The sequence below is a fragment of the Hyphomicrobiales bacterium genome (assembly GCA_039973685.1).
In the GTDB taxonomy this organism is placed as follows: domain Bacteria; phylum Pseudomonadota; class Alphaproteobacteria; order Rhizobiales; family JACESI01; genus JACESI01.
The window spans coordinates 51919-72823 of sequence record JBDWKL010000043.1; the positions used below are offsets into that span (position 1 = coordinate 51919).

Sequence of the window (20905 nt, forward strand, 5' to 3'; positions counted from 1 at the left end):
CCTATTGCTCCCCCTCTTGTTTTTTTGAACGGCGGCGACGAAGCAGCATCAAAATGCCGATACCAGCGGTGAACACAACGGTTACCTCGCCCAGCGTATCGAAACCACGATAGGTTGCCAAAACGGATGTCACCACGTTGGGAATACCTGTTTCAGGAATGGAACGATCAAGAAAGCCGATGCCAATATGTTGGTTGATCGGTTGCTCTGCAATGCCAAATGGCGGCAGATCAATCGTACCGTAAATCAACATCAAACCAACCGCGAGAGCCACGATCAGCGGCATGACACTTGTCTTTTTCGGCAAGGCTTCATGGGTCTTCGTTAGGTAGAGCGTGCCCAAGATCAGAACTGTTGAAACACCCGCACCAACGGAGGCTTCAGTCATCGCAACATCAACCGCATCAAGGACCATCATCACGGATGCGATGAGGAATGAGTAAATACCAGCCAGAACAACGACACCGAACAGATTGCGCGTTCTCACAACACCGACGGTGACACAGGCCAGCAAGGTTAGCAGGATCATATTGATAATGGATTCAGACATTATCGCTTCTCCCCAGTATTGACTGTCTCGTCTTCGACAATCACCGAAGCAGAAGCTTCCGCGTCTGACGCATCAATTGCAGTGGTTACTTTTCTGGTCGACCCGAGTGGCGGCAGGTCATCCCCGTCGCGCGCATCAATTTCAGGTCCGTCCAAAATCGGCTCGACACCGTCTGCAATCGCAGCACGGGCAATCGCGTGTGATGCAACAGGTGCAGTTAAAAACAGCAAGATAAACAAGCAAACGAGTTTGAACGTCACCAACGTAAATCCGCCTTGGACCATTAAGCCACCTAAAATGAAGCCAACACCGAGCGTTTCAGCAACAGAGGTCGCGTGCATTCTGGTGAAGATATCAGGCATCCGCACCAAGCCGATTGCGCCAATCACGAGGAAGAACGAACCAGCACCTAAAAGCGCCCAAGAAAGAAGATCAACCAAAGCGTCCATTATTTATGCACCCCGCTCACACCTTCACGGGATTCTTCTTGCTCCTTAGGTGGCGCTTCACCACCGAGCGCGCCATAGCGGAAGAACTTCAATACGGCATAGGTGCCTGTGATGTTCAAAAAGGCATAAACCAAACCGACATCCAAAAACTCTGGGCGACCATTCAAAAAGCCAAGGACTGCCAAAAACAAAATCGCCAAGGTTCCAACGAAGTTACCCGCCAGCACACGGTCAAAGACATTTGGCCCCGCCAGTGCACGGAATGTGGCCAGAGCAAGCGAAATCAAAACCGCTGCCATTGTCACAACAAACATCATGACGCGCCTCCTTTGCCTTCAAACCAACTGACTTTCTTGTCCATATCACTGCCCGCACAACCTTCAGCACCTGAGCGCTCAATGCCATGCACTTGAATGATATTGTTGGCGGAGGATATTCCAACAGTAATTGTGCCAGGTGTCAGCGTGATTGAATTGCCATGCGTTGCCAAACCCACATCTGTTTTTTGAGTTGGCGTAAACGTAATCATCGTCGGTGAGATTGGCATTTTAGGACTAAGAATAATGCGCGTAACATTGAGGGCAGATTTCACAATCTCCCAGCCAAGCCAAGGCCAATAAGTCAAACCACGGGGAACCAGCGCTAACGGCAGCGCTTCAAAATCTAGCAGCCGAGCACGGTCAACAATCCAAGCGACAATAACGCAAGTTACCGCACCAGTAATGTTCAATCTAGGTATGTGATAAATACCAGACAGCAGTAACCATGTGGCAAAAAGAAGTATTGCGAGAAGCAAAAACCGAATGGGAGATCGCGGCATAACTAAACTTTTGTTTCGACTGGCGTTACGTGTAAAACAATCCGAATCATTTCGTGATTGAGCGTTAACCTACATACAGAAGTCTAAGTGTAATTCCACAACCGCAAACTGCGTTTTTATTCCCAAAACAACGTTTTCCCACAAATATCGACACATTCCATCACCATTCGCATGTATCATGCCAAAAGCGTGACTTGCCGTCTTCGCGATAGATACTATTTTTTGAACCAAAGAGGAGTTCATCACAAATGGCAAAACCAAACCCAAATGTCGAAATTGTAAAACCAGATGCAGAATGGCGTTCGCAATTAACGGCTGAACAATATCGTGTCACCAGAGAACACGGCACAGAACGCGCTGGCACTGGCCCGCACCAACATCAAGAAGCCGATGGCACGTTTTCCTGTGTTTGCTGTGGCAATCCGCTGTTTGAAACCAAAACCAAATTTGAATCTGGCACGGGATGGCCGAGTTTCTTTGCGCCTATCGGCGAGGAAAACGTTGCCGAATATAAAGACCGCAGTTTTTTCATGGTGCGCACAGAAGTCAGATGTGCCAAATGTGATGCTCACCTTGGCCATGTCTTTCCAGACGGCCCTCTGCCAACAGGCCAACGCTATTGTATGAATGGCCATGCTCTTACCTTTGAAGCGGACGAATAAACTTCATGACCAATAAAATGCCGACACCGCCCAAAGCGGAAAAACGACCTGTCACACTGAGCAATCATGGAATTGAACGCACAGATGATTATGCTTGGCTTCGTGCTGATAACTGGCAAGAAGTCATGCGCGACCCCTCCGTTCTGGCAGACGACATTCGCGGATATCTTGAAGCCGAAAACGATTATACCAACGCATATTTTGAAGACACCACTGCCCTTCAAGAAACGCTGTTTGAAGAAATGAAAGCGCGGATTAAAGAAGATGATTCTTCCGTACCTTCAAAAGATGGCGATTATGCCTATTCGATGCGGTATGTGACGGGCGGCCAGCAACCTCATTTTCTACGCACAGCCCTTGATGGCTCGAATGAACAAGTGCTGCTTGATGGCGATGCGCTGGCAGAAGGAAAAGCCTATTTCCGACTTGGTGGGCTTGGGCATTCTGATGACCACAAACTCGGCATTTGGTCATTTGATGACAAGGGCTCTGAGTACTTCACGCTGCGTGTGCGCGATTTGGCGACAGGCGAAGACCTTGCTGACGAAATTACTGAGACCACTGGCGGCGGTGTTTGGGATAATGCCAGCAAGTCTTTCTTCTATGTGAAGCAGGATGAGAACCATCGCCCGTCCAAAGTGTTCAGGCATGTCATCGGCGACGCACCAGAAAACGATCAACTGATCTATGAAGAAGAAGACCCAGGTTTTTTCGTTGGCGTTGGCAAAACATCAGCCAATCGCTTCATCACCATTGATTGCCATGATCACCAAACGGCCGAAGTCTATTTGATTGATGCGGACAAACCAGAAAGCGCACCGCGCTTGGTGGCAAAGCGCGAGATTGAAATTGAGTATTCCGTGGACGATCTGGACGATACCCGATTGATCATCTCAACCAACGCGGATGATGCAGCAGATATAAAGCTGGTAACAGCACCTGTCTCAGACCCATCCCGCAGCAACTGGGAAGATTATGTCGCCTATGAACCGGGCCGGCTTATCAAGTCTATGGGCACCTACAAGAACCACCTTGTGTGGCTTGAAGTTCGAAGCGCCCTACCGCGCATTGTTATCCAACGCTTGTCGGATGGCGAAGAGCACGCAATCTCTTTTGATGAAGAAGCTTATTCTCTGGGCCTTTCAGGTGGCTATGAATACGACACAACGGCTATTCGCTTTTCCTATTCATCCATGACAACACCTGGCCAAACCTATGATTACGACATGGAAACCCGCGAGCGCGTTCTTCGCAAAGAGCAGGAAATTCCATCCGGTCATGATGCTGGCGATTATGTAACCCGCCGCCTTCAAGCAAAAAGTCATGACGGTGTGGATGTTCCAATTTCTATCGTCCATCGCAAAGACACGCCGCTTGATGGCTCCGCACCTTTGCTACTTTACGGATATGGTTCATACGGCATGTCGATGCCTGCCTCATTCTCCACCACGCGCCTATCCCTTGTTGATCGTGGCTTTGTTTATGCCATCGCCCATATTCGTGGCGGCATGGAAAAGGGTGATGCTTGGTATAAAGCTGGCAAACGCGAGCACAAAGAAAACACCTTTAAGGATTTCATCTCGGCAGGGCACCACCTTGCCAATGAAGGCTATACCTCAAAAGGCAAAATCATCTCCCATGGCGGCTCGGCTGGCGGCATGTTGATGGGCGCTATCGTCAATATGGAACCATCCTTGTTCGGTGGCTGCATCGCGGCTGTTCCTTTCGTGGATGTACTCACAACAATGCTTGATGACACGCTTCCCCTCACCCCGCCTGAGTGGCCAGAATGGGGTAATCCGATTGAGAGTACTGAAGACTATAAAACCATCGCAGCCTATTCGCCGGTGGACAACGTAAGCGCACAAGCCTATCCACCAATCTTCGCCCTTGCAGGCCTAACCGATCCACGCGTTACCTATTGGGAACCAGCAAAATGGGTTGCAAAATTGAGAGAGCATAAGAGCGACGACAATATCTTGATGCTCAAGACCAATATGGATTCAGGTCATTCTGGCGCGTCTGGTCGTTTTGATAGCTTGAAAGAAACCGCCCAAGAATATGCCTTCGCTTTGAAGGTGATGGGATCCTTTAACTAAAAATCGGTTTTTACCATAAAACGGCACTAGGCCAGAGAGCTGCAATACCCAGCCTCTGGCCCCCAAATTCGATCACATGAATTTCTCTTGCGATCACAAAGACGCGAACCTTTTAGACAGAACATGCATTAAAATGCTTTTCTCAAACCCAGAATAAACACAATACAAAGAAAAACTGTCAAGTATTCGTGAGAATGGTCGCCATTAAGTATTTTCGCTAACCATGCGGCTAACTGTAGGCTTTTCACGGTCTTTTTAAAGTTGCGCTCACCGATTACATTTAGCTCAAACAGGAGCTAATAATGAAACTCGGCATTGTCATTGCGTATTACCAAGAACTTCAGACCATCGATGCTGTGCTGGATGCATTTAAGCACATTGAAGTCCCCTTCAATGTATATCTGATAGAAGATTGTTCACCCAAATCTGTTCAACCAATTTTGGACAAATGGGGCGACAAGCCTTGGTTCAAGTATCTGCCAAATGAAGTCAACAAAGGGTGCGCGTTTGGTTTCAACCGTGGCGTCAAAGCTGCGCTTGCTGATGGTTGTGAGTTTATCGCAATCAACGATTCTGATGACATTGCTTATGCCAACAAATTCAAATTGCAATTGGCGCTATTAGAGAGCGATCCAGAGCTGATGTTAGTCGGCGGCGCTGCTGACATGGTTGACCAAGATACAGACGGATTGTTGTGGCGCTGTTATCACCCAACAACGAACGAAGTTATTCGCCGACAGCATCGTTTGAATTCTACATTCATTCATTCCACAGTCGTTTATCGCGCCACTCTTTTTGACGATGTAGGATTCTACAAAGAAGACGCTTACATGCCAGATTATGAGTTGCTAACACGCATCATCCATAAGGGACATAAAGCTGCCAATGTTCCAGAGGTGGTTATGCGTTATAACATCCGGCAAGATTCACAATCAGTCTCCCGCCCTGCACGTTTGATCCGATCACGCATGGCGACACAAGTTCGATATTTCGATCCGCTTAACATCTGGTGTTACCTCGGCTTGATGCGCAGCTGCATTGCCTACATGTTGCCCGGTAAAAGCTCGACGCGGCTAAAGACTTGGTTTTATAAATTAGCACCATGGTCTTCCCCGTCAGATGCAAAAGCATAATTAAAAAAGCCCGCTTAAAAGCGGGCTTTTTATTCTTATAAATTCGATACCTAGAATTACGACGCTGCTTCGAAAAGCTCTGTTGCGTATTCCCAGTTTACAAGATTATCAACGAATGCTTCCAAGTACTTTGGACGCGCGTTGCGGTAATCGATGTAATATGAATGTTCCCAAACATCACAGCCAAGCACAGGTGTTGCCCCGTGGATCAATGGGTTTTCGCCGTTTGGCGTTTTCATGATTTCTAGTTTGCCATCTTTCAATGCAAGCCAGCACCAGCCAGAACCGAATTGTGTCATGCCTGCTTTGATGAACGCATCGCGGAATGCTTCAACGGAACCAAGGTCAGCAATAATTTTCGCTTCAAGATTACCAGGAATAGCGCCGCCGCCATTTGGTTTCATCCAGTTCCAAAAGTGAATGTGGTTGTAGTGCTGGCCAGCTTGGTTGAAGAGGCCTGCATTGTCGCCGTGGCTTTTCACAACAACATCTTCGAGGCTCATGTCAGCATAAGGAGTGCCGTCGATCATGCCGTTACCAGCAGTTACATAAGCGTTGTGGTGTTTGTCGTGGTGAAACTCAAGAGTTTCAGCAGACATGTAAGGGCCGAGCGCGTCATAGGCGTAAGGCAGATCTGGAAGGATGAAAGCCATTTTTTGTATCTCCAAGGGAAAAGCGCTTAAGTGCGCGAGAAACTTTATAAATCGGAAAATAGGTTCACTTTGCTCTAAGGGCAAGAGAAGAGTTTACTAATGTTTGTACCAAGCCACTTGAGTGCCCGAAACAAGGGCGTTTCCGTTGACACCAAATAGACAGATCGGCTGGTCGTTGAACTGACCATGCAAGCGATTGCAATTCGCCACCGCCAATAAGGGATGATCACCTTGCGCGCTCAATTCATCTGGTGTCGCATGGAAATAGGTGGTGAGTGTAACGGTTCCCATGGGAGGAAACGTCCCACGCACATGTAAGAGCCTCAGAAAAAACGTATCAGCAAGTGCGGTTAGTGAAAGATAATCAAGCGGTCTTGATGGCTTGTCGCGCACCCAAACTTCTGTCGGACCTTCTTTCAACGGCTCAAATTCTTTGCCCGTAAAATCTGGCGCGCCACTGGCAAACCTGAATTCATACGAATTAATCCAGTTAAACATTGGCAATGGGGGCAATGGCTCAATTGTCTGCCAATCCCGTGTTTGGGGTGCTTTGGCGATTTGATGAGAAAATGCTTCACCCCGCGCGCCCATCACGATAGAGGCGGTTGCTCTAACACCCCCTTCTTCTTGTGAGAGTTCTAGCGACCAGTGCTGTGTATATTTTCCACCCCGTTGAAGCTTAGTGGTGATCGTAAAAGGCGCATCGCCCAACCCGCCACAAAAATTGACGGTCAACGCCACAGGCGTTCCCATCACACGCGGATCTTCCAACACGGAGCGCATGAACGCTGCAGAAACGAACCCACCAAAAGGGCCGACCATGTTTTTATACGGTTCGCTGGGTTGGCCTTGCCAAATGCCTTCTTCAACGGCGACAAGCTTTGTGCCTTCATCGAGGGGGTGGGTCATGTTCAAATACTTGAGCTTTAAGAAGAGTGGGCGAAATCCCAATAGAGATCGCGTGATTTTTGAGCGATTGGACCAATGCCAAATTTCTTATCGCCAACACTGGTGACAGGCATCACCTTGGAATAATTGCCCGTTGAGAACACTTCGTCCGCATCCATTACTTCTGCCACCGTCATGACCTTCTCAACAACCTCAGTTCCTGCTTCACGCAGGAGTTTGATCACTCGTTGGCGCGTGATGCCATTTAAGAAGGTGCCGTTTGGCGCTGGCGTATAAGCAACGCCGTCTTTTGCTGTCCATAAATTCGCAGTCGCAAATTCTGCCACATTGCCGATGGCATCAAGCACGATGGCATTTTCAAAACCGTGGTCTTGAGCTTCACGAATAGCACGCCCACCCATGGGATAAAGACAACCAGCCTTCGCATCAACGGGGGCTTGGTCTGGTGCGGGGCGGCGAATGCTGGACACCATCGAAGTAAAGCCCGTTGGCTCTGGCATTGGCGTCACATGGATGCAAAGGCAGAATTGCGTTGAGGAAGCTTCTGGCGGAACGCCCATAAAGCCGCCCTCTTCCGCCCAATACATTGGTCGAACATAGAGCGCATCATCGCTGATAAATTTCGCAACACCTTCTTTTGCAAGTTCAAGAATTTCACCTGCTTGCATGGTTGGGGCAAGTCCGAGCGATTTGGCAGAGCGGTTAACCCGCTCGGCGTGAAGGTCCATATCAGGCATCACGCCATCAAACATTCGACCACCATCAAAAACACTAGACCCAAGCCAAGTTGCATGAGAGCGCACGCCGGAGATCGGCACATTGCCCTCGTGCCATTTGCCATCAATCCATGTCCACGTTTCTGACCAGTCAGCCATGTTCATTCCTTCTTTTTGCTGTTTCCAACATTACGTTTGACGCTCAGCGGGTCAAGCAAAATCAATGCTTCTTGACACGGTTCATACCAAGACGACCAAGGCCCGGAAATTTTAACGCAGGCCGCAAGAAATCAATGCCCAAGGTTTCACCCAGGAAATGAAGCTCCAACCCTTCAACAAGACCAACAGCAAAACCAGCGTAGCCCTTGAAAGAAATCTGCCAACCCGTGTTGGATGGCGTTTCCAAAACGGAGAACCAACTTGTCCCAAAATCTTTGCCGACAGCATGGGGCGGCATGGCGGCATCTATCTCAGGTATTTGGCGCAACACATGGGCAACAAACGTATTAGAATTTGGGCCGGGCCACGTGGTGTAACCGCCTCGCCCGCCATAAGGGTAATCTGCAATTGCTTGTTCAATTTTTGGGATAAGCAACGCTGCCTTTTCGCCGCGCTCGTCATAGATAAGTTCAGGTGCGCGGCCGAACCAATCAGCATCTCCCGCCCCACGATTTCTCGTGAGCGGCACAGCATTCCAACCAATTACGTCATAGCGCTCATAGGCATTACTGCCTTGCTTTTTGTAGGTAATCCATGTGTGAACCGCAAAAACACCGCGCCAGCGATAAGCACGCGCCGCATAAATTTGCACGACAGCGCCCTCATGGTTTTGGGCCAAAGGTGCCTGTCCGCTGGATTGAAATTTAGCGTCCCACCATGGCGGTTGATCATCACTGAAATAGTAAAACCCGCCCGCAATCAGAACGGGACCGAACAGCAAAACAAGGAGGATGAGGAGAGCTTGAACCAAGCGACTTCTAATCAGCCAGCGCATCCAAAATCCGTACCCAAGAGCGAATACCCTTATGGAAACTCTTCAGCTCATACTTCTCATTAGGCGAGTGAATACGGTCGTCGCCAAGGCCAAAGCCAACCATTAAGCTGTCCATACCGAGATGGGTTTTGAAATCGCCAACAACAGGGATCGATCCGCCGATACCCGCCATTGCTGTTTGAACACCCCATTCTTCATCCAACGCACCGCGTGCTTTGGTGAGCCACGGGCTATCAAACGGCAACATGGTCGCAGGGTTCGCACCGTGACCGATAAATTCAACCTCACAATCAGGCGGCAAAAGCTCTTGCACCATCTTGCGAAAACTTTCGCGAATTTTATGCGGGTCTTGTTCACCAACCAGACGGAATGAGATTTTCGCGTGGGCTTCGGCTGGCAGAACAGTCTTGAAACCTGTCTCTGTGTACCCACCCCAAATACCGCAAATCTCGCACGTCGGGCGCGTCCAAATTTGTTCCAATACAGAGCGGTCTTTTTCGCCCGCAGGCTCAGAGAGGCCGACGCTTCCCAAGAAGGCGTCCGCATCAAAATTGAGACCGTCCCAAATCTCTTTGATGTCAGCTGGAATTTCCAAAACGCCATCATAAAAGCCTGGAATAGTCACCGCACCATTTTCATCACGAAGCTTGGACAAAATATCGCTCAACACACGGATAGGATTAATCGCAGGTCCGCCAAAATAGCCAGAGTGCAAATCCATATCGGCGGCCTTGATGGTGATTTCCTCACCCAACATGCCGCGCAATGTGGTGGTGATTGCAGGTGTGTCGCGATCCCACATATTAGTATCGCAGACCAAAGCAATGTCAGCCTTCAATTCGTCGCCTGAGCTTTCCAAGAAACCATCAAGGCTTGGCGAGCCAGATTCTTCTTCGCCCTCAAAAAAGATCGTCACAGAACACGGCAAAGCACCCGTCACAGCCTTATAAGCACGGCACGCCTCGACAAAGGTCATCAACTGCCCTTTGTCATCGGCAGAACCGCGGCCCGTAATCCGCTTGCTGCCATCTTCCATAGTGATGATTTGTGGCGCGAAGGGATCGCTGTCCCATAGGTCGAGCGGATCAACCGGTTGCACGTCATAATGGCCATAAAACAAAACATGCGGTCCGCTTGTCGCGTTTTTATCATGGGCCACAACCATTGGATGGCCGGGGGTCATGCGGAGTGAGGCATCAAAGCCAATTCCGTTCAGCTCATTCACCAACCATTCGCCACAACTTTGGCAATCAGCTTTATAGGCAGGATCAGTCGAGATGCTTTTGATCCGCATCAAATCGAAAAGCCGATCTAGGCTAGAAATCAAATTTTGATCGACGTTTTCAAGTACCGCTTCAATGCTCATAGATTTAGCGCCCACCCTTCAAGCTGCCTAGAATACCGCGCACCAAAGCGCGCCCGAGTGAACTCGCAATTGAGCGTGTCACTGACTTCATCGCCGCTTCTGCAACGCTCTGACGTTTTCTGCCACGGCCGCGTGTCGATTTACGACGCGAGCGGCGCGTTGGGCGATCATCACGGTAGCCTTCATCATCACGGTAGCCACTGCGTGAGCGTTTCATGCGGCCTTTTTCTTCGCGTTCACGTTCTTCTTGTTCGCGCTGTTTTTCCTCAGCCTCAGCCTTTTTCTTGGCGCGGCCTTTCAGTACTTCATAAGCAGATTCACGATCTTGTGCCTCATCATAAAGCCCGTAAATCGGACTGTCTTTAATGGCCGCTTTGCGCTCTGCTTTTGTGAGCGGACCAAGGCGTGATGATGGTGGGCGGATCAACGTGCGCTGAACCATTGACGGAACACCCTTGCGTTCCAGCGTTGAAACAAGTGCTTCACCAACGCCAAGCTCCATAATCACGTCATAAGCGTCAAATTCTGGGTTGGGTCTAAAGGTAGATGCTGCAACTTTAACGGCTTTTTGTTCGCGCGGTGTGTAAGCGCGCAATGCATGTTGTATGCGATTGCCCAATTGCGAGAGAACCCCATCTGGCACATCAAGCGGGTTTTGTGTGACGAAATAAACGCCAACACCTTTTGAGCGGATGAGTTTGACTACTTGCTCCACTTTTTCAACCAGTGCTTTTGGCGCTTCATCAAACAGCAAATGCGCTTCATCGAAGAAGAAAACGAGGCGCGGCTTTTCTGGGTCGCCCACTTCTGGCAATTCTTCAAATAATTCAGACAAAAGCCACAATAGGAACGTCGCATATAGACGCGGCGAACCCATCAGCTTGTCAGCAGCCAAGATGTTCACAAGGCCCTGCCCCTGACGGTTGGTCCGCATGATTTCCATGATGTCGAGCGCTGGCTCACCAAAGAAATCTTCGCCGCCTTGCTCTTCCAGCACGAGAAGCTGTCTTTGTATCGCGCCAATTGAGGCTTTCGATACATTGCCGTATTCGGCTGAAATCTCAGAGGCACGATCAGCAAGGTTTACCAACAGCGCACGCAAGTCTTTCATATCAAGAAGAAGCAGGCCCTCATCATCCGCAATTTTGAAAGCAATGTTCAACACGCCTTCTTGGGTTGGGTTAAGTTCCATCAAACGCGCAAGAAGCAGCGGTCCCATTTCTGACACTGTGGTACGAATTGGGTGACCTTGATCACCGAACAAATCCCAAAACACGGTCGGAAAGGACTCAAATTCATATTCATCGGCAAAACCAATTTCATTGGCGCGCTTATCGAGGAAGTCCTTATATTCGCCCTTCGCACTCAAGCCCGAAAGGTCGCCTTTTACATCTGCACAGAAGACTGGAACGCCAGCGTTTGAAAATCCTTCTGTCAAAATCTGCAAGGTTACTGTTTTACCTGTACCCGTTGCACCAGTAACCAGCCCGTGGCGGTTTGCACGCTTCAGGTCGAGATATTCTCCCTTCACGCTGGTCCCAAGGTAGATTTTGCCGTCCTGATACATTGCATTTCCTTTGTCGCGCAGTGCTCTTTAATAACTCCTACCGATATAAGCGGATGAGACGACAATGAGCAACGGCTTTGCTGCGTTTTACGGAATTAGTTTAATTGTCAAAAAATCACAAATGTTACAATTGCTATTCAAAAATTTGCTGAAAAGCGGTATTTTTCCTTGTTTCCATGGAAACAACGTGCTCAATAATCAGTTCAAGAGTGGGTGCATTCGCAAAAAACCACAACCTTAGATATATGGAGCTTCGGAATATGGAAGAATTAATTGGCCGCATCGTTAGCAACGTTGGCATTGACGAGAACCTAGCGCAAAAAGCTGTTGGCATGATCCTTGGTTTTCTTCAAAGCGAAGGTCCTGCAGACAAAGTTGGCGCACTTATGGGCGCAATGCCCGGTGCTGAAGATTTGATTGCTTCTGCTGGCGGAGAAAGCGGCGGCGGCGGTCTTATGGGCGCTGTTGGCAGCCTGATGGGCGGCGGTGGCGGCGGCGGCGCTATGGCTCTTATGGGTCAGCTCACAGGCGCAGGCCTTGGCATGGGCGACGTACAAGGCGTTGCATCAGAAGTTGTTGGCTTCGCAAAAGAAAAAGCTGGCGAAGACACAGTAACTGAAGTGATCAGTGCGATCCCTGGATTGAGCCAGTTCGTCTAAAAGACACTGAATACAGATTTTAAAAGGGCCGGAATTTCCGGCCCTTTTTTCGTTCTACACATCAAAACCATGTGTGCTGCTATTTTTGATCGACAAAATGAGTAAACTTTCATCATCTCCGAATCAGATGGATTGAAATGATTTGATGTTGTTTACGAGACGTCGTTTTTTGCAAAGTGCATCAGGCCTAGGCGCTGTCCTTACGACACCGGCCTATGCACTACCGCTTATCCAGCCATTGAGCGCATTTGACGCGACGGCACTCCCAGATAACGTAATACAAGCCCAATCAAACGGCGTGACACCCGGTTCTCCTGACGATCAGACTGAGGCATTCCAAAAGCTACTGAACATTTCGGCGGAACGCGACGCTCCGGTTTTCTTGCCTGGTGGCGTTTACAAAGTAAGCAAACTCAATTTTCCGCGCCGCACTCGATTGATCGGCGTACCCGGTTCAACACGCCTTGCCTTTACGGGCATTGGGTATCTCGCCAAAGCGGAGCGGGTTGACCTTATCCATATTCACGGCATCATTTTTGATGGTTTGAGCTTCCCTCTATCAGAAGAGGGTCAAGGCCTGCTCACCGTCAATACGGTACGTGATCTGCGATTATCGTCATGCGATTTTGTTGGCAGTGGACTGCATGGCGTTGATCTTGTCGGCGCTAAAGGCACCATTCGCGATTGTCGTTTCCGTAAAATTGTTGATACCGCAATTTTCTCCAAACAAAGCCGCGGCATCACGATCACCGATAACGACATCGCTGATTGCGGAAATGGTGGCATTTTGGTTCATCGTTTTACAACGGGCGAAGATGGCTCTGTTGTAACCAACAATCGGATCGTTGGCATAAAATCAACCAATGGTGGCACGGGGCAATGGGGCAACGGGGTCAATATTTATCAAGCCCATGGTGTGATGGTCGCGAACAATAGGATTGCCGATTGTGCGTTTTCATCCGTCAGGGTCAATGCAGGGCACAATGTCCAAATCGTCGGCAATAATTGTAGCCGCTCAGGGGAAACCGCAATTTATGGCGAGTTCACTTTTGAAGGCGCAGTCGTCGCGAACAATATCATTGACGGTGGCACGATCGGTGTATCGCTTGCCAATTTCAATGAAGGCGGAAGGCTTGCAACTGTTAGCGGAAACATCATCCGCAACTTGACCAATAAGCTGCCTTACAAAAACCCTAGCGACTTCAAACCAGGCATCGGAATTTACGCAGAAGCCGACACCATCATCAATGCAAACGCGATTGAAAACACGCCGCAAGCAGGCATTCATGTTGGCTGGGGTGAGTTTTGCCGCGACGTAATTGTTAGCAACAATGTTGTACGCGCCGTGCCTTGGGGTGTAACTGCAAGCGTTGTTAAAGGCTCACGCAATGTGCTGGTGCGAGACAATGTGTTTTCTGAAATTTCACAGCAGGCTGTTACCGGGTTTGAATGGATAAAACCCGTAACCCGTGAATTGGTTGGCGCACGGCGCACGGGCTATAATCATTTGAGCGTATCAGGCAACCGCGTCAGTTAGCTTCTTAAGCAACCCATCGACGGGCTTTACGTTACCCACTTTCCAACCGTTACGGTTTTTTAGTTCTAAGTTCAAATAGCGCTCTAAGCTTGCTGGGCGCTCTTCCAAGAGAGCGGCAAGACATGCTGCCATCATCGCCTCAGATGCCCGCGTGGTGCCGTCTTCGCATTTAAGCGCGATGCCGAGACCGAGCGATGGAATGCTGCCCGCATAAACACCTTCAGCACCCGTTTTCACAAGCACAGCTTTGCCAAATGCTTCCATAACCACAGTATCAAAGCGCTTCGTTCCTGCCACTAAATCTGGATGGGCTACACAAGCATCATGGATTTTTCCCATTGCTTGGTCACGGCCTACTGAGCCCGTATTTTTAGCCGCAAATTTCGCAAAACCGAGCGCTAAATTCTTCAAGGGCACAGCGTAGGTCGGGATAGAACATCCATCGGTGCCGGTCTGGTTTGGATTTTCTAGATTGAAGTCATAAAGGTTTTCTAAGATACCCTTTGTCTCACGTTGGGCTGGATGATCTGGCATGATATAGCCCTCAACCGTCTCTCCTAGATGATGGCTCGCGCAGATAAAGCCTGCATGTTTGCCAGAACAATTATTGTGAAGGGCAACGGGTTTTTCGCCAGCCTTCATAATTACAGCCCGCTCCTCAGTGCTGGTCGGCCATTGGGTGCCGCACTCAAGACATGTTGCGTCCAACCCTGCTTTATCCAGCATGATTGAGACGCCTTTAGTATGGATAGCCTCGCCGCTATGAGACGCGCAGGAAAGGGCAATGTCCAAGGTGCTCAAATTGAAACCATCGACAGCACCACTTTCAACCAGATAAAGCGCTTGCAAAGGTTTAATCGCAGAGCGTGGGAAAACGGGGTGTTCAACATCGCCGATCGAAACAAGCTCAGTTCCTTTGGCATCAACAATTGAAATAGCGCCGCGATGAACACTTTCAACATAATCACCACGGGTAACTTCTACTAAGATTGGGTTTTCCATCGGTCTCTCAAAACAGCCAATAAACACCACTCATCCCTATTCCAAAGAACAGGTTACGGCAAGTTATCCCCTTCAATCAGACAAACAAAAACCTCGTTGATCCGAAGATCAACGAGGCTTGAGGGAATGGGCGTATAGAGGGGGGGAAACGCCCATCGCTACGCAGCGTTTGAAAACGCTACGAAACTCATTTCAAGATCATCTGCAACGGCTTCATGGGTAATGGCACCGTTTGAAACATTCACACCAGCTGCTAGATGCGGGTCTGCAGCCAAGGCAGCGCTTACGCCGTCAGCAAGTTTCAACACAAAAGGAAGCGTTGCATTGTTCAATGCGTATGCAGATGTTTTCGGCACACCACCTGGCATATTCGCCACACAGTAGTGAACCACACCGTCAATGACATAAGTTGGTTCATCATGTGTTGTGGCACGTGATGTTTCAAAACAACCACCTTGGTCGATCGAAATGTCGACTAGCACAGAACCGTCTTTCATGTGACCCAGCATTTCACGCGTGACCAAGCGAGGAGCCGCAGCACCTGGGATTAAGACAGCACCGATAACCAAGTCAGCAGCAAGAACCGCTTCACGAACGGCAGCACCTGTTGAATAAACAACTTTGGCCCGCTCACCATACTGGCGATCAAGGTCAGCAATGCGGTTTACGTTGCGTTCAAAGATTGTCACATCAGCGCGCATACCAAGCGCCATTTGCAAAGCATTCTCGCCTGCAACACCGCCGCCCAAAATTACGACCTTCGCTGGCGCAACACCTGGAACACCCGCAATAAGCAAACCTTCGCCGCCTGCATGTTTCATCAATGCATTTGCACCGACTTGAATAGACAAACGCCCTGCAACTTCACTCATTGGCTGAAGCAATGGCAACGTGTTTTGGTTGCTCGTTACAGTCTCATAAGCAATGGCCAAGCAGCCTGAATTGCACAGCGCTTCTGCTTGAGGCTTATCAGCTGCTAGGTGAAGATAAGTGAAAAGCGTGTGGTGCGGTTTCAGCATCGCGCATTCGCTCAACTGAGGTTCTTTCACCTTAACGATCATTTCAGCCGCTTCAAAAACGCCTGCAGCCGTGGGTGAGACTTCTGCGCCAGCTGCTTTATAATCGTCATCAGAAGCACCGATACCAGCACCCGCTTGCGTTTCAACGATTACTGAATGACCACGCGCTGTAATTTCAGCAACACTGGCTGGCGTTAGGCCAACGCGGAATTCTTTAGTTTTGATTTCTTTTGGTACACCGATTTTCATTTTATTCTCCCGAATTTCACTTCCTAAAAGGGTAGAGGAGAATCCACAGAAAATCTTCGATATTTTCGCTTGAAATTATGACTATTTCGAAATATTTTTCTTTCTAACCGAAATTTCAGGATAAATTATTGAATGGATAAATTTGATAGGGAAATTTTATCGCACCTCCAAGTGAATGGCCGTGCTTCTTTCCAAGAAGTGGGTGACGCTGTGGGATTATCGCTTTCTGCTTGTCACAAACGGGTCAAAGCGCTTGAGAAGGCAGGTGTCATTGAACACTATGCAGCCATTGTGAATGAAGAAAACGTTGGCTTGGAAACAAGCGCCTATGTGCAAGTAACATTGAAAGATCAAACTCAAGAAACACTCGATGCCTTTGAGGCACAAGTGATTACCCACCCTGAGATTATGGGTTGCGTGTTAATGGCGGGGGACTGGGATTATCTGATCCGCATTTTATGCAATGGGGTACAAGACTATGAACGCATCCACCACGATATTTTAACGGCCCTACCAGGCGTTCAGCGGGTCAACTCCAGCTTCGCCCTACGCACCATTTGCCGCCGCACAGAAGTGCCCATTGACCTGATTGATAAGCGCTAACTCTTGCGTTTGTTATGCCGATCATCAAGCCCCAGACCTCGGCCAATGATTTCTTTCATGATCTCCGATGAGCCCGCATAGATACGGGAGACGCGGGCGTCGGCGTATAGTCGGGAAATTTCGTATTCTTCCATGAAACCGGCGCCGCCGTGTAATTGCAGACATTCATCCACCACGCGGGCTTCTACCTCTGAGGTATAAAGCTTAATCTCCGCCCCCATTTCCCCCGTCAAATTGCCCTCTAAGTGTTCCATCACACAGTGATCAACAAAGGCGTAGGCAGCATCGATTTCGGCCTTCATGCCAGCCATTTTGAAACGTGAGTTTTGGAAGGTGCCAACAGGGCGACCAAAGGCTTCACGCTCTTTGATGTACTCCAGCGTAATATCAAACGCCCGCTCGCACCGCGCCACATAACCGACCGCCCCAATCAAGCGCTCTTCGGCAAGGCCCACCATCATGTTCTTGAAACCCTGTGTCGGGTCGCCCAGCACATTGAACTTTGGCACTTTTACCGCATCGAAAAATAGCTCTGCCGTGTCTTGAGAATGAAGGCCCAGCTTTTTGAGCTTTTGACCACGACTAAAACCTTCGCGGTCTTCCTCCACCACAAACAGACCAATGGAATAGGGATTTTCACGCGAGGTTTTGGCCGCTACCAAATAAAGCCCTGCATTAATACCGTTGGAGATGAAGGTCTTAGACCCACTAAGTTCCCAGTGGTCGCCCTTGTCTTCTGCAAACGTGCGAATGCCCGCAACGTCCGATCCAGCACCCGGTTCCGTCATGCAAATGGCGAGAATATTCTCACCAGAAATCACGCTTGGCAAAAAATGCTGCTTTTGCTCTTCCGTGCCAAATTTATTAAAGTAAGGGCCGACAATACGGTTGTGAAGTGGGGCGTAAAAACCTGAATCGCACTTGGTAATTTCTTCGGTCAAAATTTGGTCGAAGCGGAAATCGTCGATACCAGCGCCGCCGTATTTTTCATCCGCCCACATGCACAGATAACCTTGGCGGCCTGCATCAAGCCAAATGTCTTTTGGGACGATACGGTTTTCATAAAACTCTTCTTTGCGCGGTCGCATAACGGTATCGACCCAGCGCTTGACGCTTTCACGAAAGATGATGTGTTCTTCTTCAAAAATGCGTCGTCTAAGTTCCATGATATTCCCCTTACCCTCTCAATTCTTCAAGCGTGGCTTTAACGGCAGCCTCATATTCATCCGCCAAACGATCGACCAAAGCGCCTGCTGGCCCTCTGCTTTCAACCGCGCCAATGCCCTGCCCCGCGCCCCAAATTTCTTTCCATGCTTTTGGTTTGGAAGAGCCACCTGCAAAATTCATTGAGCTTGCATCTGCTGTCTCAAGATTATCAGGGTCAAGCCCAGCGCGGCTAATGGACGGTTTGAGGTAGTTGCCGGATATGCCTGTGAAGAGCGACGATGTTACGATGTCATCAGCACCACCCTCAACGATCATATCTTTATAGGTGTCGACAGCATTCGCCTCATCAGTGGAGATGAACGGCGAGCCGATATAACCAAGATCAGCACCCATCACGCGGGCAGCAAGCAGCGCTTTGCCTGTTGCGATGGAACCAGAAAGAAGCAGCGGGCCATCGAACCATTCTCTAATTTCTTGGATAAGAGCAATCGGGTTTTGCGGGCCAGCATGTCCGCCAGCACCAGCTGCAACTGCGATCAGACCATCGGCACCCTTCTCAATCGCCTTTTTAGCAAAGCGATTGTTGATGATGTCGTGCAGCGCAATGCCGCCACAAGAATGTGCCGCCTCATTCACCTCAACGCGCGCGCCAAGGGAGGTGATCCAAATCGGTACTTTCCACTTTGCACAAATTTCTAAATCACGTTCCAAACGCGCATTTGATTTATGAACAATCTGGTTCACCGCATAAGGCGCTGCCGGTCGATCAGGGTTTTCCTGATTGTGCTTATCCAGTTCTTCATTAATACGGGTCAGCCATGCTTCCAACATCGGCGGTTCGCCGTCTGCTTCTCTCGCATTAAGGGCGGGGAAGCTACCAACGATGCCTGCTTTGCATTGCGCAATCACCAAGTCAGGCACTGAAATAATGAAGAGCGGCGATCCAACAGCGGGGATACGAAGGCCCTGCAGAACTTTGGGAAGATGTTTTTCTGAACGCATGACAAATCCTAGGTGAATGTTTTGCTACACTCTGATACCAGTGGATATCTGGCCTGACCAGCATATAAACCGCAAATTGGCTTGGCGCTTTTCATGACACCTCAAGACATCAAGAAACCGCAACGTAAGCCAGCCCATTTATGGTTCGTGCTCATTTTCATCGGCATTGCATGGGGTGGCACAGCACCGCTTTCAAAGCTTGCTGTATCGACAGGCTATCATCCAATCGGCATTACATTGTGGGCTGATGTCATTGGCGGACTGATACTGACGTGCATTATATTTGCAAGAGGTCGCCGCATACCGATCAGCAAGGGGCACATCCTCTTTTACATTGCCTGCGGACTTCTTGGTACTGCCCTACCAAGTAGTGTCCTTTATGAGTCTTATAAGCACCTACCTGTCGGTGTGAATATGATTGTGCAGTCATTGGTGCCTATGATCACCATCGCCATATCAGTTCCTATGCGCCTTGATCATATGAACCTACAACGAGGTTTAGGCTTAGCTTTGGGCATTTTGGCGGTGATCTTGATTGCAGCGCCTCAAACCAGCTTACCAGATCCCTCCCTTGCCATTTGGATTTTGCTGCCAGTTATCGCCTCCATTTCCTACTCAGCAGAAAATGTTGTGATTGCGAAATATCAACCGAGTGATTGTGATGCTGTAACCACGATCTGTGGATTATCATGGGGCGCACTCATTTGGCTTATTCCAGCCTTGATAATCTCAGATGGCTGGGTCACCCCAACCTCGTTTGGCCCACCAGAACAAGCAATCTTAGGCACAGCCATCTTACACGTCGTTGCTTATGTTGGCTTTGTTTGGCTCATCGAGAATGCTGGTCCTGTTTTTGCGGCGCAAGTTGCCTATGTAGTGACAGGGGCTGGCGTCTTGTTTGGCATTCTATTTTACCAAGAGAGCCACTCATACTGGATTTGGATGGCGCTGGCCTTGATGATGATCGGTCTGTCGCTGGTCAAGCCAAGTAAAGAACCGTCAAGCAAGTAGGCGGCCATAGCCCTCAGCTTTAAGATCAATACCGCTTAATCGAGCAAGATGCCATGCAAGCACTTGGTTGCTCGATAAGACGGGCATGCCGAGCGTGTCTTCAATTTTCTCGATAACCTCTAAGGTGCGCAAATTGGTGCAAGACATGAAAAGCGCATCGCAACCTGAGTTAAGCCCCAACGTTACAGCCGCATCATAGACGGACTTGGAAGATATTCGCACGACCTTGGAATCGTTACTTTCGTTAAAGGAACCGAAGACTGGTGTTTCAACTCCGTTTTCATTGAGCACATTGCGAAGGCCAGCCGATACCGTTTCGATATAAGGCGACAAAAACGCGAGCTTCTTAATGTCGAGTTCTTCGCACGCGGCGAGTAATGCTGAGACAGGCTCGCTTACTTGTTTCACCTGCCCGCGTGAATGGACGAGTTCTGCAATACGCGCTGGCCCAATAACCGATGTGCCCGATGTGCAGCCATAGCCAACCGCATCAAACGACAAGCCTTCAGGCATCATGTTAATTGAGGCAGGAAGCGAATGCTCCATCTCACCTAATGTTTCGCGGGTGACTTCTACCTGATTAGGTATGCGGGACACATGAAGCGCGATGTCTGTGGGCAACATTCGGCGAAAGTCATGTTCGATGGTTTCATCTGATTGCAGCACCACCAAGCCCAGCGTTTTCATCTGGTTTCGTGTCTCATCAAATTCATACGCAAATTCGACCATGATATCACT

22 protein-coding genes are annotated in these 20905 nt (G+C 49.3%); 7 read left to right on the top strand and 15 right to left on the bottom strand.

Going from position 1 to position 20905, the window contains the following annotated elements; translation table 11 throughout:
• Position 1 precedes the first annotated feature (1 nt).
• From ABJO30_11365 to ABJO30_11380, 4 genes are read right to left on the bottom strand one after another with little or no spacing between them, the layout of a single operon-like run.
• On the bottom strand, positions 2-550 hold the full coding sequence (locus ABJO30_11365; protein ID MEP3233416.1) for a DUF4040 domain-containing protein: 549 nt from the start codon (positions 548-550) through the stop codon (positions 2-4).
• Positions 550-999, bottom strand: a complete 450-nt coding sequence (mnhG, locus tag ABJO30_11370) for a monovalent cation/H(+) antiporter subunit G (GenBank protein MEP3233417.1) — start codon at positions 997-999, stop codon at positions 550-552. Before mnhG ends, ABJO30_11365 begins: the two co-directional genes overlap by 1 nt.
• Positions 999-1316, bottom strand: a complete 318-nt coding sequence (locus ABJO30_11375) for a monovalent cation/H+ antiporter complex subunit F (protein MEP3233418.1) — start codon at positions 1314-1316, stop codon at positions 999-1001. Before ABJO30_11375 ends, mnhG begins: the two co-directional genes overlap by 1 nt.
• A complete protein-coding gene (locus ABJO30_11380; GenBank protein ID MEP3233419.1) occupies positions 1313-1819 on the bottom strand; it encodes a Na+/H+ antiporter subunit E in 507 nt (168 codons plus the stop codon). Before ABJO30_11380 ends, ABJO30_11375 begins: the two co-directional genes overlap by 4 nt.
• A gap of 248 nt (positions 1820-2067) precedes the next feature.
• Between ABJO30_11380 and msrB the strand changes: the two genes are divergently transcribed.
• The 3 genes from msrB (at position 2068) to ABJO30_11395 (ending at position 5713) form a co-directional block, all read left to right on the top strand.
• Positions 2068-2481: a peptide-methionine (R)-S-oxide reductase MsrB gene (msrB, locus tag ABJO30_11385; protein ID MEP3233420.1), complete on the top strand. Its 414-nt coding sequence runs from the start codon at positions 2068-2070 to the stop codon at positions 2479-2481.
• Positions 2482-2486: 5 nt separating this feature from the next.
• On the top strand, positions 2487-4580 hold the full coding sequence (locus ABJO30_11390; GenBank protein ID MEP3233421.1) for a S9 family peptidase: 2094 nt from the start codon (positions 2487-2489) through the stop codon (positions 4578-4580).
• Between the two features lie 302 nt (positions 4581-4882).
• A complete protein-coding gene (locus ABJO30_11395) occupies positions 4883-5713 on the top strand; it encodes a glycosyltransferase (GenBank protein ID MEP3233422.1) in 831 nt (276 codons plus the stop codon).
• Between the two features lie 56 nt (positions 5714-5769).
• Here ABJO30_11395 and ABJO30_11400 read toward each other — a convergent pair whose 3' ends face one another.
• The 6 genes from ABJO30_11400 to ABJO30_11425 form a co-directional block, all read right to left on the bottom strand.
• Positions 5770-6366 (bottom strand): superoxide dismutase, encoded by a 597-nt coding sequence (locus tag ABJO30_11400; GenBank protein MEP3233423.1) that lies wholly within the window; start codon positions 6364-6366, stop codon positions 5770-5772.
• Between the two features lie 96 nt (positions 6367-6462).
• Complete coding sequence (locus tag ABJO30_11405; GenBank protein ID MEP3233424.1) at positions 6463-7275, bottom strand: thioesterase family protein; 813 nt, start codon at positions 7273-7275, stop codon at positions 6463-6465.
• 17 nt (positions 7276-7292) lie between these two features.
• Complete coding sequence (locus ABJO30_11410; protein ID MEP3233425.1) at positions 7293-8150, bottom strand: branched-chain amino acid aminotransferase; 858 nt, start codon at positions 8148-8150, stop codon at positions 7293-7295.
• 61 nt (positions 8151-8211) lie between these two features.
• Positions 8212-8985, bottom strand: a complete 774-nt coding sequence (locus ABJO30_11415) for a DUF3750 domain-containing protein (GenBank protein MEP3233426.1) — start codon at positions 8983-8985, stop codon at positions 8212-8214.
• Complete coding sequence (locus ABJO30_11420) at positions 8969-10351, bottom strand: M20/M25/M40 family metallo-hydrolase (GenBank protein MEP3233427.1); 1383 nt, start codon at positions 10349-10351, stop codon at positions 8969-8971. The genes ABJO30_11415 and ABJO30_11420 overlap by 17 nt, the downstream gene beginning before the upstream one ends.
• A 4-nt stretch (positions 10352-10355) precedes the next feature.
• Positions 10356-11918 carry a helicase HerA-like C-terminal domain-containing protein gene (locus tag ABJO30_11425; protein ID MEP3233428.1) on the bottom strand — a complete coding sequence of 521 codons (1563 nt, stop codon included), beginning with the start codon at positions 11916-11918 and terminating at the stop codon, positions 10356-10358.
• A 260-nt stretch (positions 11919-12178) separates the two neighbouring features.
• Between ABJO30_11425 and ABJO30_11430 the strand changes: the two genes are divergently transcribed.
• Together ABJO30_11430 and ABJO30_11435 are read left to right on the top strand one after the other, a co-directional pair.
• Positions 12179-12577, top strand: a complete 399-nt coding sequence (locus tag ABJO30_11430) for a DUF2267 domain-containing protein (protein MEP3233429.1) — start codon at positions 12179-12181, stop codon at positions 12575-12577.
• Between the two features lie 145 nt (positions 12578-12722).
• Positions 12723-14114, top strand: coding sequence for a TIGR03808 family TAT-translocated repetitive protein (locus ABJO30_11435; protein ID MEP3233430.1), 1392 nt, complete (start codon positions 12723-12725; stop codon positions 14112-14114).
• On the opposite strand, the gene ABJO30_11440 is transcribed toward ABJO30_11435, so the two are convergent.
• Positions 14094-15116 (bottom strand): asparaginase, encoded by a 1023-nt coding sequence (locus tag ABJO30_11440; GenBank protein ID MEP3233431.1) that lies wholly within the window; start codon positions 15114-15116, stop codon positions 14094-14096. The two genes, ABJO30_11435 and ABJO30_11440, sit on opposite strands and share 21 nt — an antisense overlap.
• Positions 15117-15274: 158 nt before the next feature.
• Positions 15275-16384, bottom strand: a complete 1110-nt coding sequence (ald, locus tag ABJO30_11445; GenBank protein MEP3233432.1) for an alanine dehydrogenase — start codon at positions 16382-16384, stop codon at positions 15275-15277.
• Between the two features lie 132 nt (positions 16385-16516).
• Between ald and ABJO30_11450 the strand changes: the two genes are divergently transcribed.
• Positions 16517-16987 carry an Lrp/AsnC family transcriptional regulator gene (locus tag ABJO30_11450; GenBank protein ID MEP3233433.1) on the top strand — a complete coding sequence of 157 codons (471 nt, stop codon included), beginning with the start codon at positions 16517-16519 and terminating at the stop codon, positions 16985-16987.
• Here the strand turns inward: ABJO30_11450 and ABJO30_11455 are convergent.
• Together ABJO30_11455 and ABJO30_11460 are read right to left on the bottom strand one after the other, a co-directional pair.
• A complete protein-coding gene (locus ABJO30_11455; protein MEP3233434.1) occupies positions 16984-18153 on the bottom strand; it encodes an acyl-CoA dehydrogenase family protein in 1170 nt (389 codons plus the stop codon). The two genes, ABJO30_11450 and ABJO30_11455, sit on opposite strands and share 4 nt — an antisense overlap.
• 10 nt (positions 18154-18163) lie before the next feature.
• Entirely contained in the window at positions 18164-19156 is a 993-nt protein-coding gene (locus ABJO30_11460; protein MEP3233435.1) for a nitronate monooxygenase family protein, read from the bottom strand.
• 93 nt (positions 19157-19249) lie between these two features.
• Between ABJO30_11460 and ABJO30_11465 the strand changes: the two genes are divergently transcribed.
• On the top strand, positions 19250-20167 hold the full coding sequence (locus ABJO30_11465) for a DMT family transporter (GenBank protein MEP3233436.1): 918 nt from the start codon (positions 19250-19252) through the stop codon (positions 20165-20167).
• Here ABJO30_11465 and ABJO30_11470 read toward each other — a convergent pair.
• On the bottom strand, positions 20156-20896 hold the full coding sequence (locus ABJO30_11470; GenBank protein MEP3233437.1) for an Asp/Glu racemase: 741 nt from the start codon (positions 20894-20896) through the stop codon (positions 20156-20158). The genes ABJO30_11465 and ABJO30_11470 overlap by 12 nt on opposite strands.
• Positions 20897-20905: the final 9 nt, after the last annotated feature.

What these genes read in the sequence shown, in the direction of transcription:
- ABJO30_11435 (MEP3233430.1), top strand. Translation starts at nt 12,723, where the DNA reads ATGTTGTTTACGAGACGTCGTTTTTTGCAAAGTGCATCAGGCCTAGGC.
- msrB (MEP3233420.1), top strand. Translation starts at nt 2,068, where the DNA reads ATGGCAAAACCAAACCCAAATGTCGAAATTGTAAAACCAGATGCAGAA.
- ABJO30_11365 (MEP3233416.1), bottom strand. Translation starts at nt 550, where the DNA reads ATGTCTGAATCCATTATCAATATGATCCTGCTAACCTTGCTGGCCTGT.
- ABJO30_11405 (MEP3233424.1), bottom strand. Translation starts at nt 7,275, where the DNA reads ATGACCCACCCCCTCGATGAAGGCACAAAGCTTGTCGCCGTTGAAGAA.
- ABJO30_11420 (MEP3233427.1), bottom strand. Translation starts at nt 10,351, where the DNA reads ATGAGCATTGAAGCGGTACTTGAAAACGTCGATCAAAATTTGATTTCT.
- ABJO30_11460 (MEP3233435.1), bottom strand. Translation starts at nt 19,156, where the DNA reads ATGCGTTCAGAAAAACATCTTCCCAAAGTTCTGCAGGGCCTTCGTATC.
- ABJO30_11390 (MEP3233421.1), top strand. Translation starts at nt 2,487, where the DNA reads ATGACCAATAAAATGCCGACACCGCCCAAAGCGGAAAAACGACCTGTC.
- ABJO30_11375 (MEP3233418.1), bottom strand. Translation starts at nt 1,316, where the DNA reads ATGATGTTTGTTGTGACAATGGCAGCGGTTTTGATTTCGCTTGCTCTG.
- ABJO30_11470 (MEP3233437.1), bottom strand. Translation starts at nt 20,896, where the DNA reads ATGGTCGAATTTGCGTATGAATTTGATGAGACACGAAACCAGATGAAA.
- ald (MEP3233432.1), bottom strand. Translation starts at nt 16,384, where the DNA reads ATGAAAATCGGTGTACCAAAAGAAATCAAAACTAAAGAATTCCGCGTT.
- ABJO30_11465 (MEP3233436.1), top strand. Translation starts at nt 19,250, where the DNA reads ATGACACCTCAAGACATCAAGAAACCGCAACGTAAGCCAGCCCATTTA.
- ABJO30_11380 (MEP3233419.1), bottom strand. Translation starts at nt 1,819, where the DNA reads ATGCCGCGATCTCCCATTCGGTTTTTGCTTCTCGCAATACTTCTTTTT.
- ABJO30_11410 (MEP3233425.1), bottom strand. Translation starts at nt 8,150, where the DNA reads ATGGCTGACTGGTCAGAAACGTGGACATGGATTGATGGCAAATGGCAC.
- ABJO30_11450 (MEP3233433.1), top strand. Translation starts at nt 16,517, where the DNA reads ATGGATAAATTTGATAGGGAAATTTTATCGCACCTCCAAGTGAATGGC.
- ABJO30_11430 (MEP3233429.1), top strand. Translation starts at nt 12,179, where the DNA reads ATGGAAGAATTAATTGGCCGCATCGTTAGCAACGTTGGCATTGACGAG.
- ABJO30_11440 (MEP3233431.1), bottom strand. Translation starts at nt 15,116, where the DNA reads ATGGAAAACCCAATCTTAGTAGAAGTTACCCGTGGTGATTATGTTGAA.
- ABJO30_11415 (MEP3233426.1), bottom strand. Translation starts at nt 8,985, where the DNA reads ATGCGCTGGCTGATTAGAAGTCGCTTGGTTCAAGCTCTCCTCATCCTC.
- mnhG (MEP3233417.1), bottom strand. Translation starts at nt 999, where the DNA reads ATGGACGCTTTGGTTGATCTTCTTTCTTGGGCGCTTTTAGGTGCTGGT.
- ABJO30_11455 (MEP3233434.1), bottom strand. Translation starts at nt 18,153, where the DNA reads ATGGAACTTAGACGACGCATTTTTGAAGAAGAACACATCATCTTTCGT.
- ABJO30_11395 (MEP3233422.1), top strand. Translation starts at nt 4,883, where the DNA reads ATGAAACTCGGCATTGTCATTGCGTATTACCAAGAACTTCAGACCATC.
- ABJO30_11400 (MEP3233423.1), bottom strand. Translation starts at nt 6,366, where the DNA reads ATGGCTTTCATCCTTCCAGATCTGCCTTACGCCTATGACGCGCTCGGC.
- ABJO30_11425 (MEP3233428.1), bottom strand. Translation starts at nt 11,918, where the DNA reads ATGTATCAGGACGGCAAAATCTACCTTGGGACCAGCGTGAAGGGAGAA.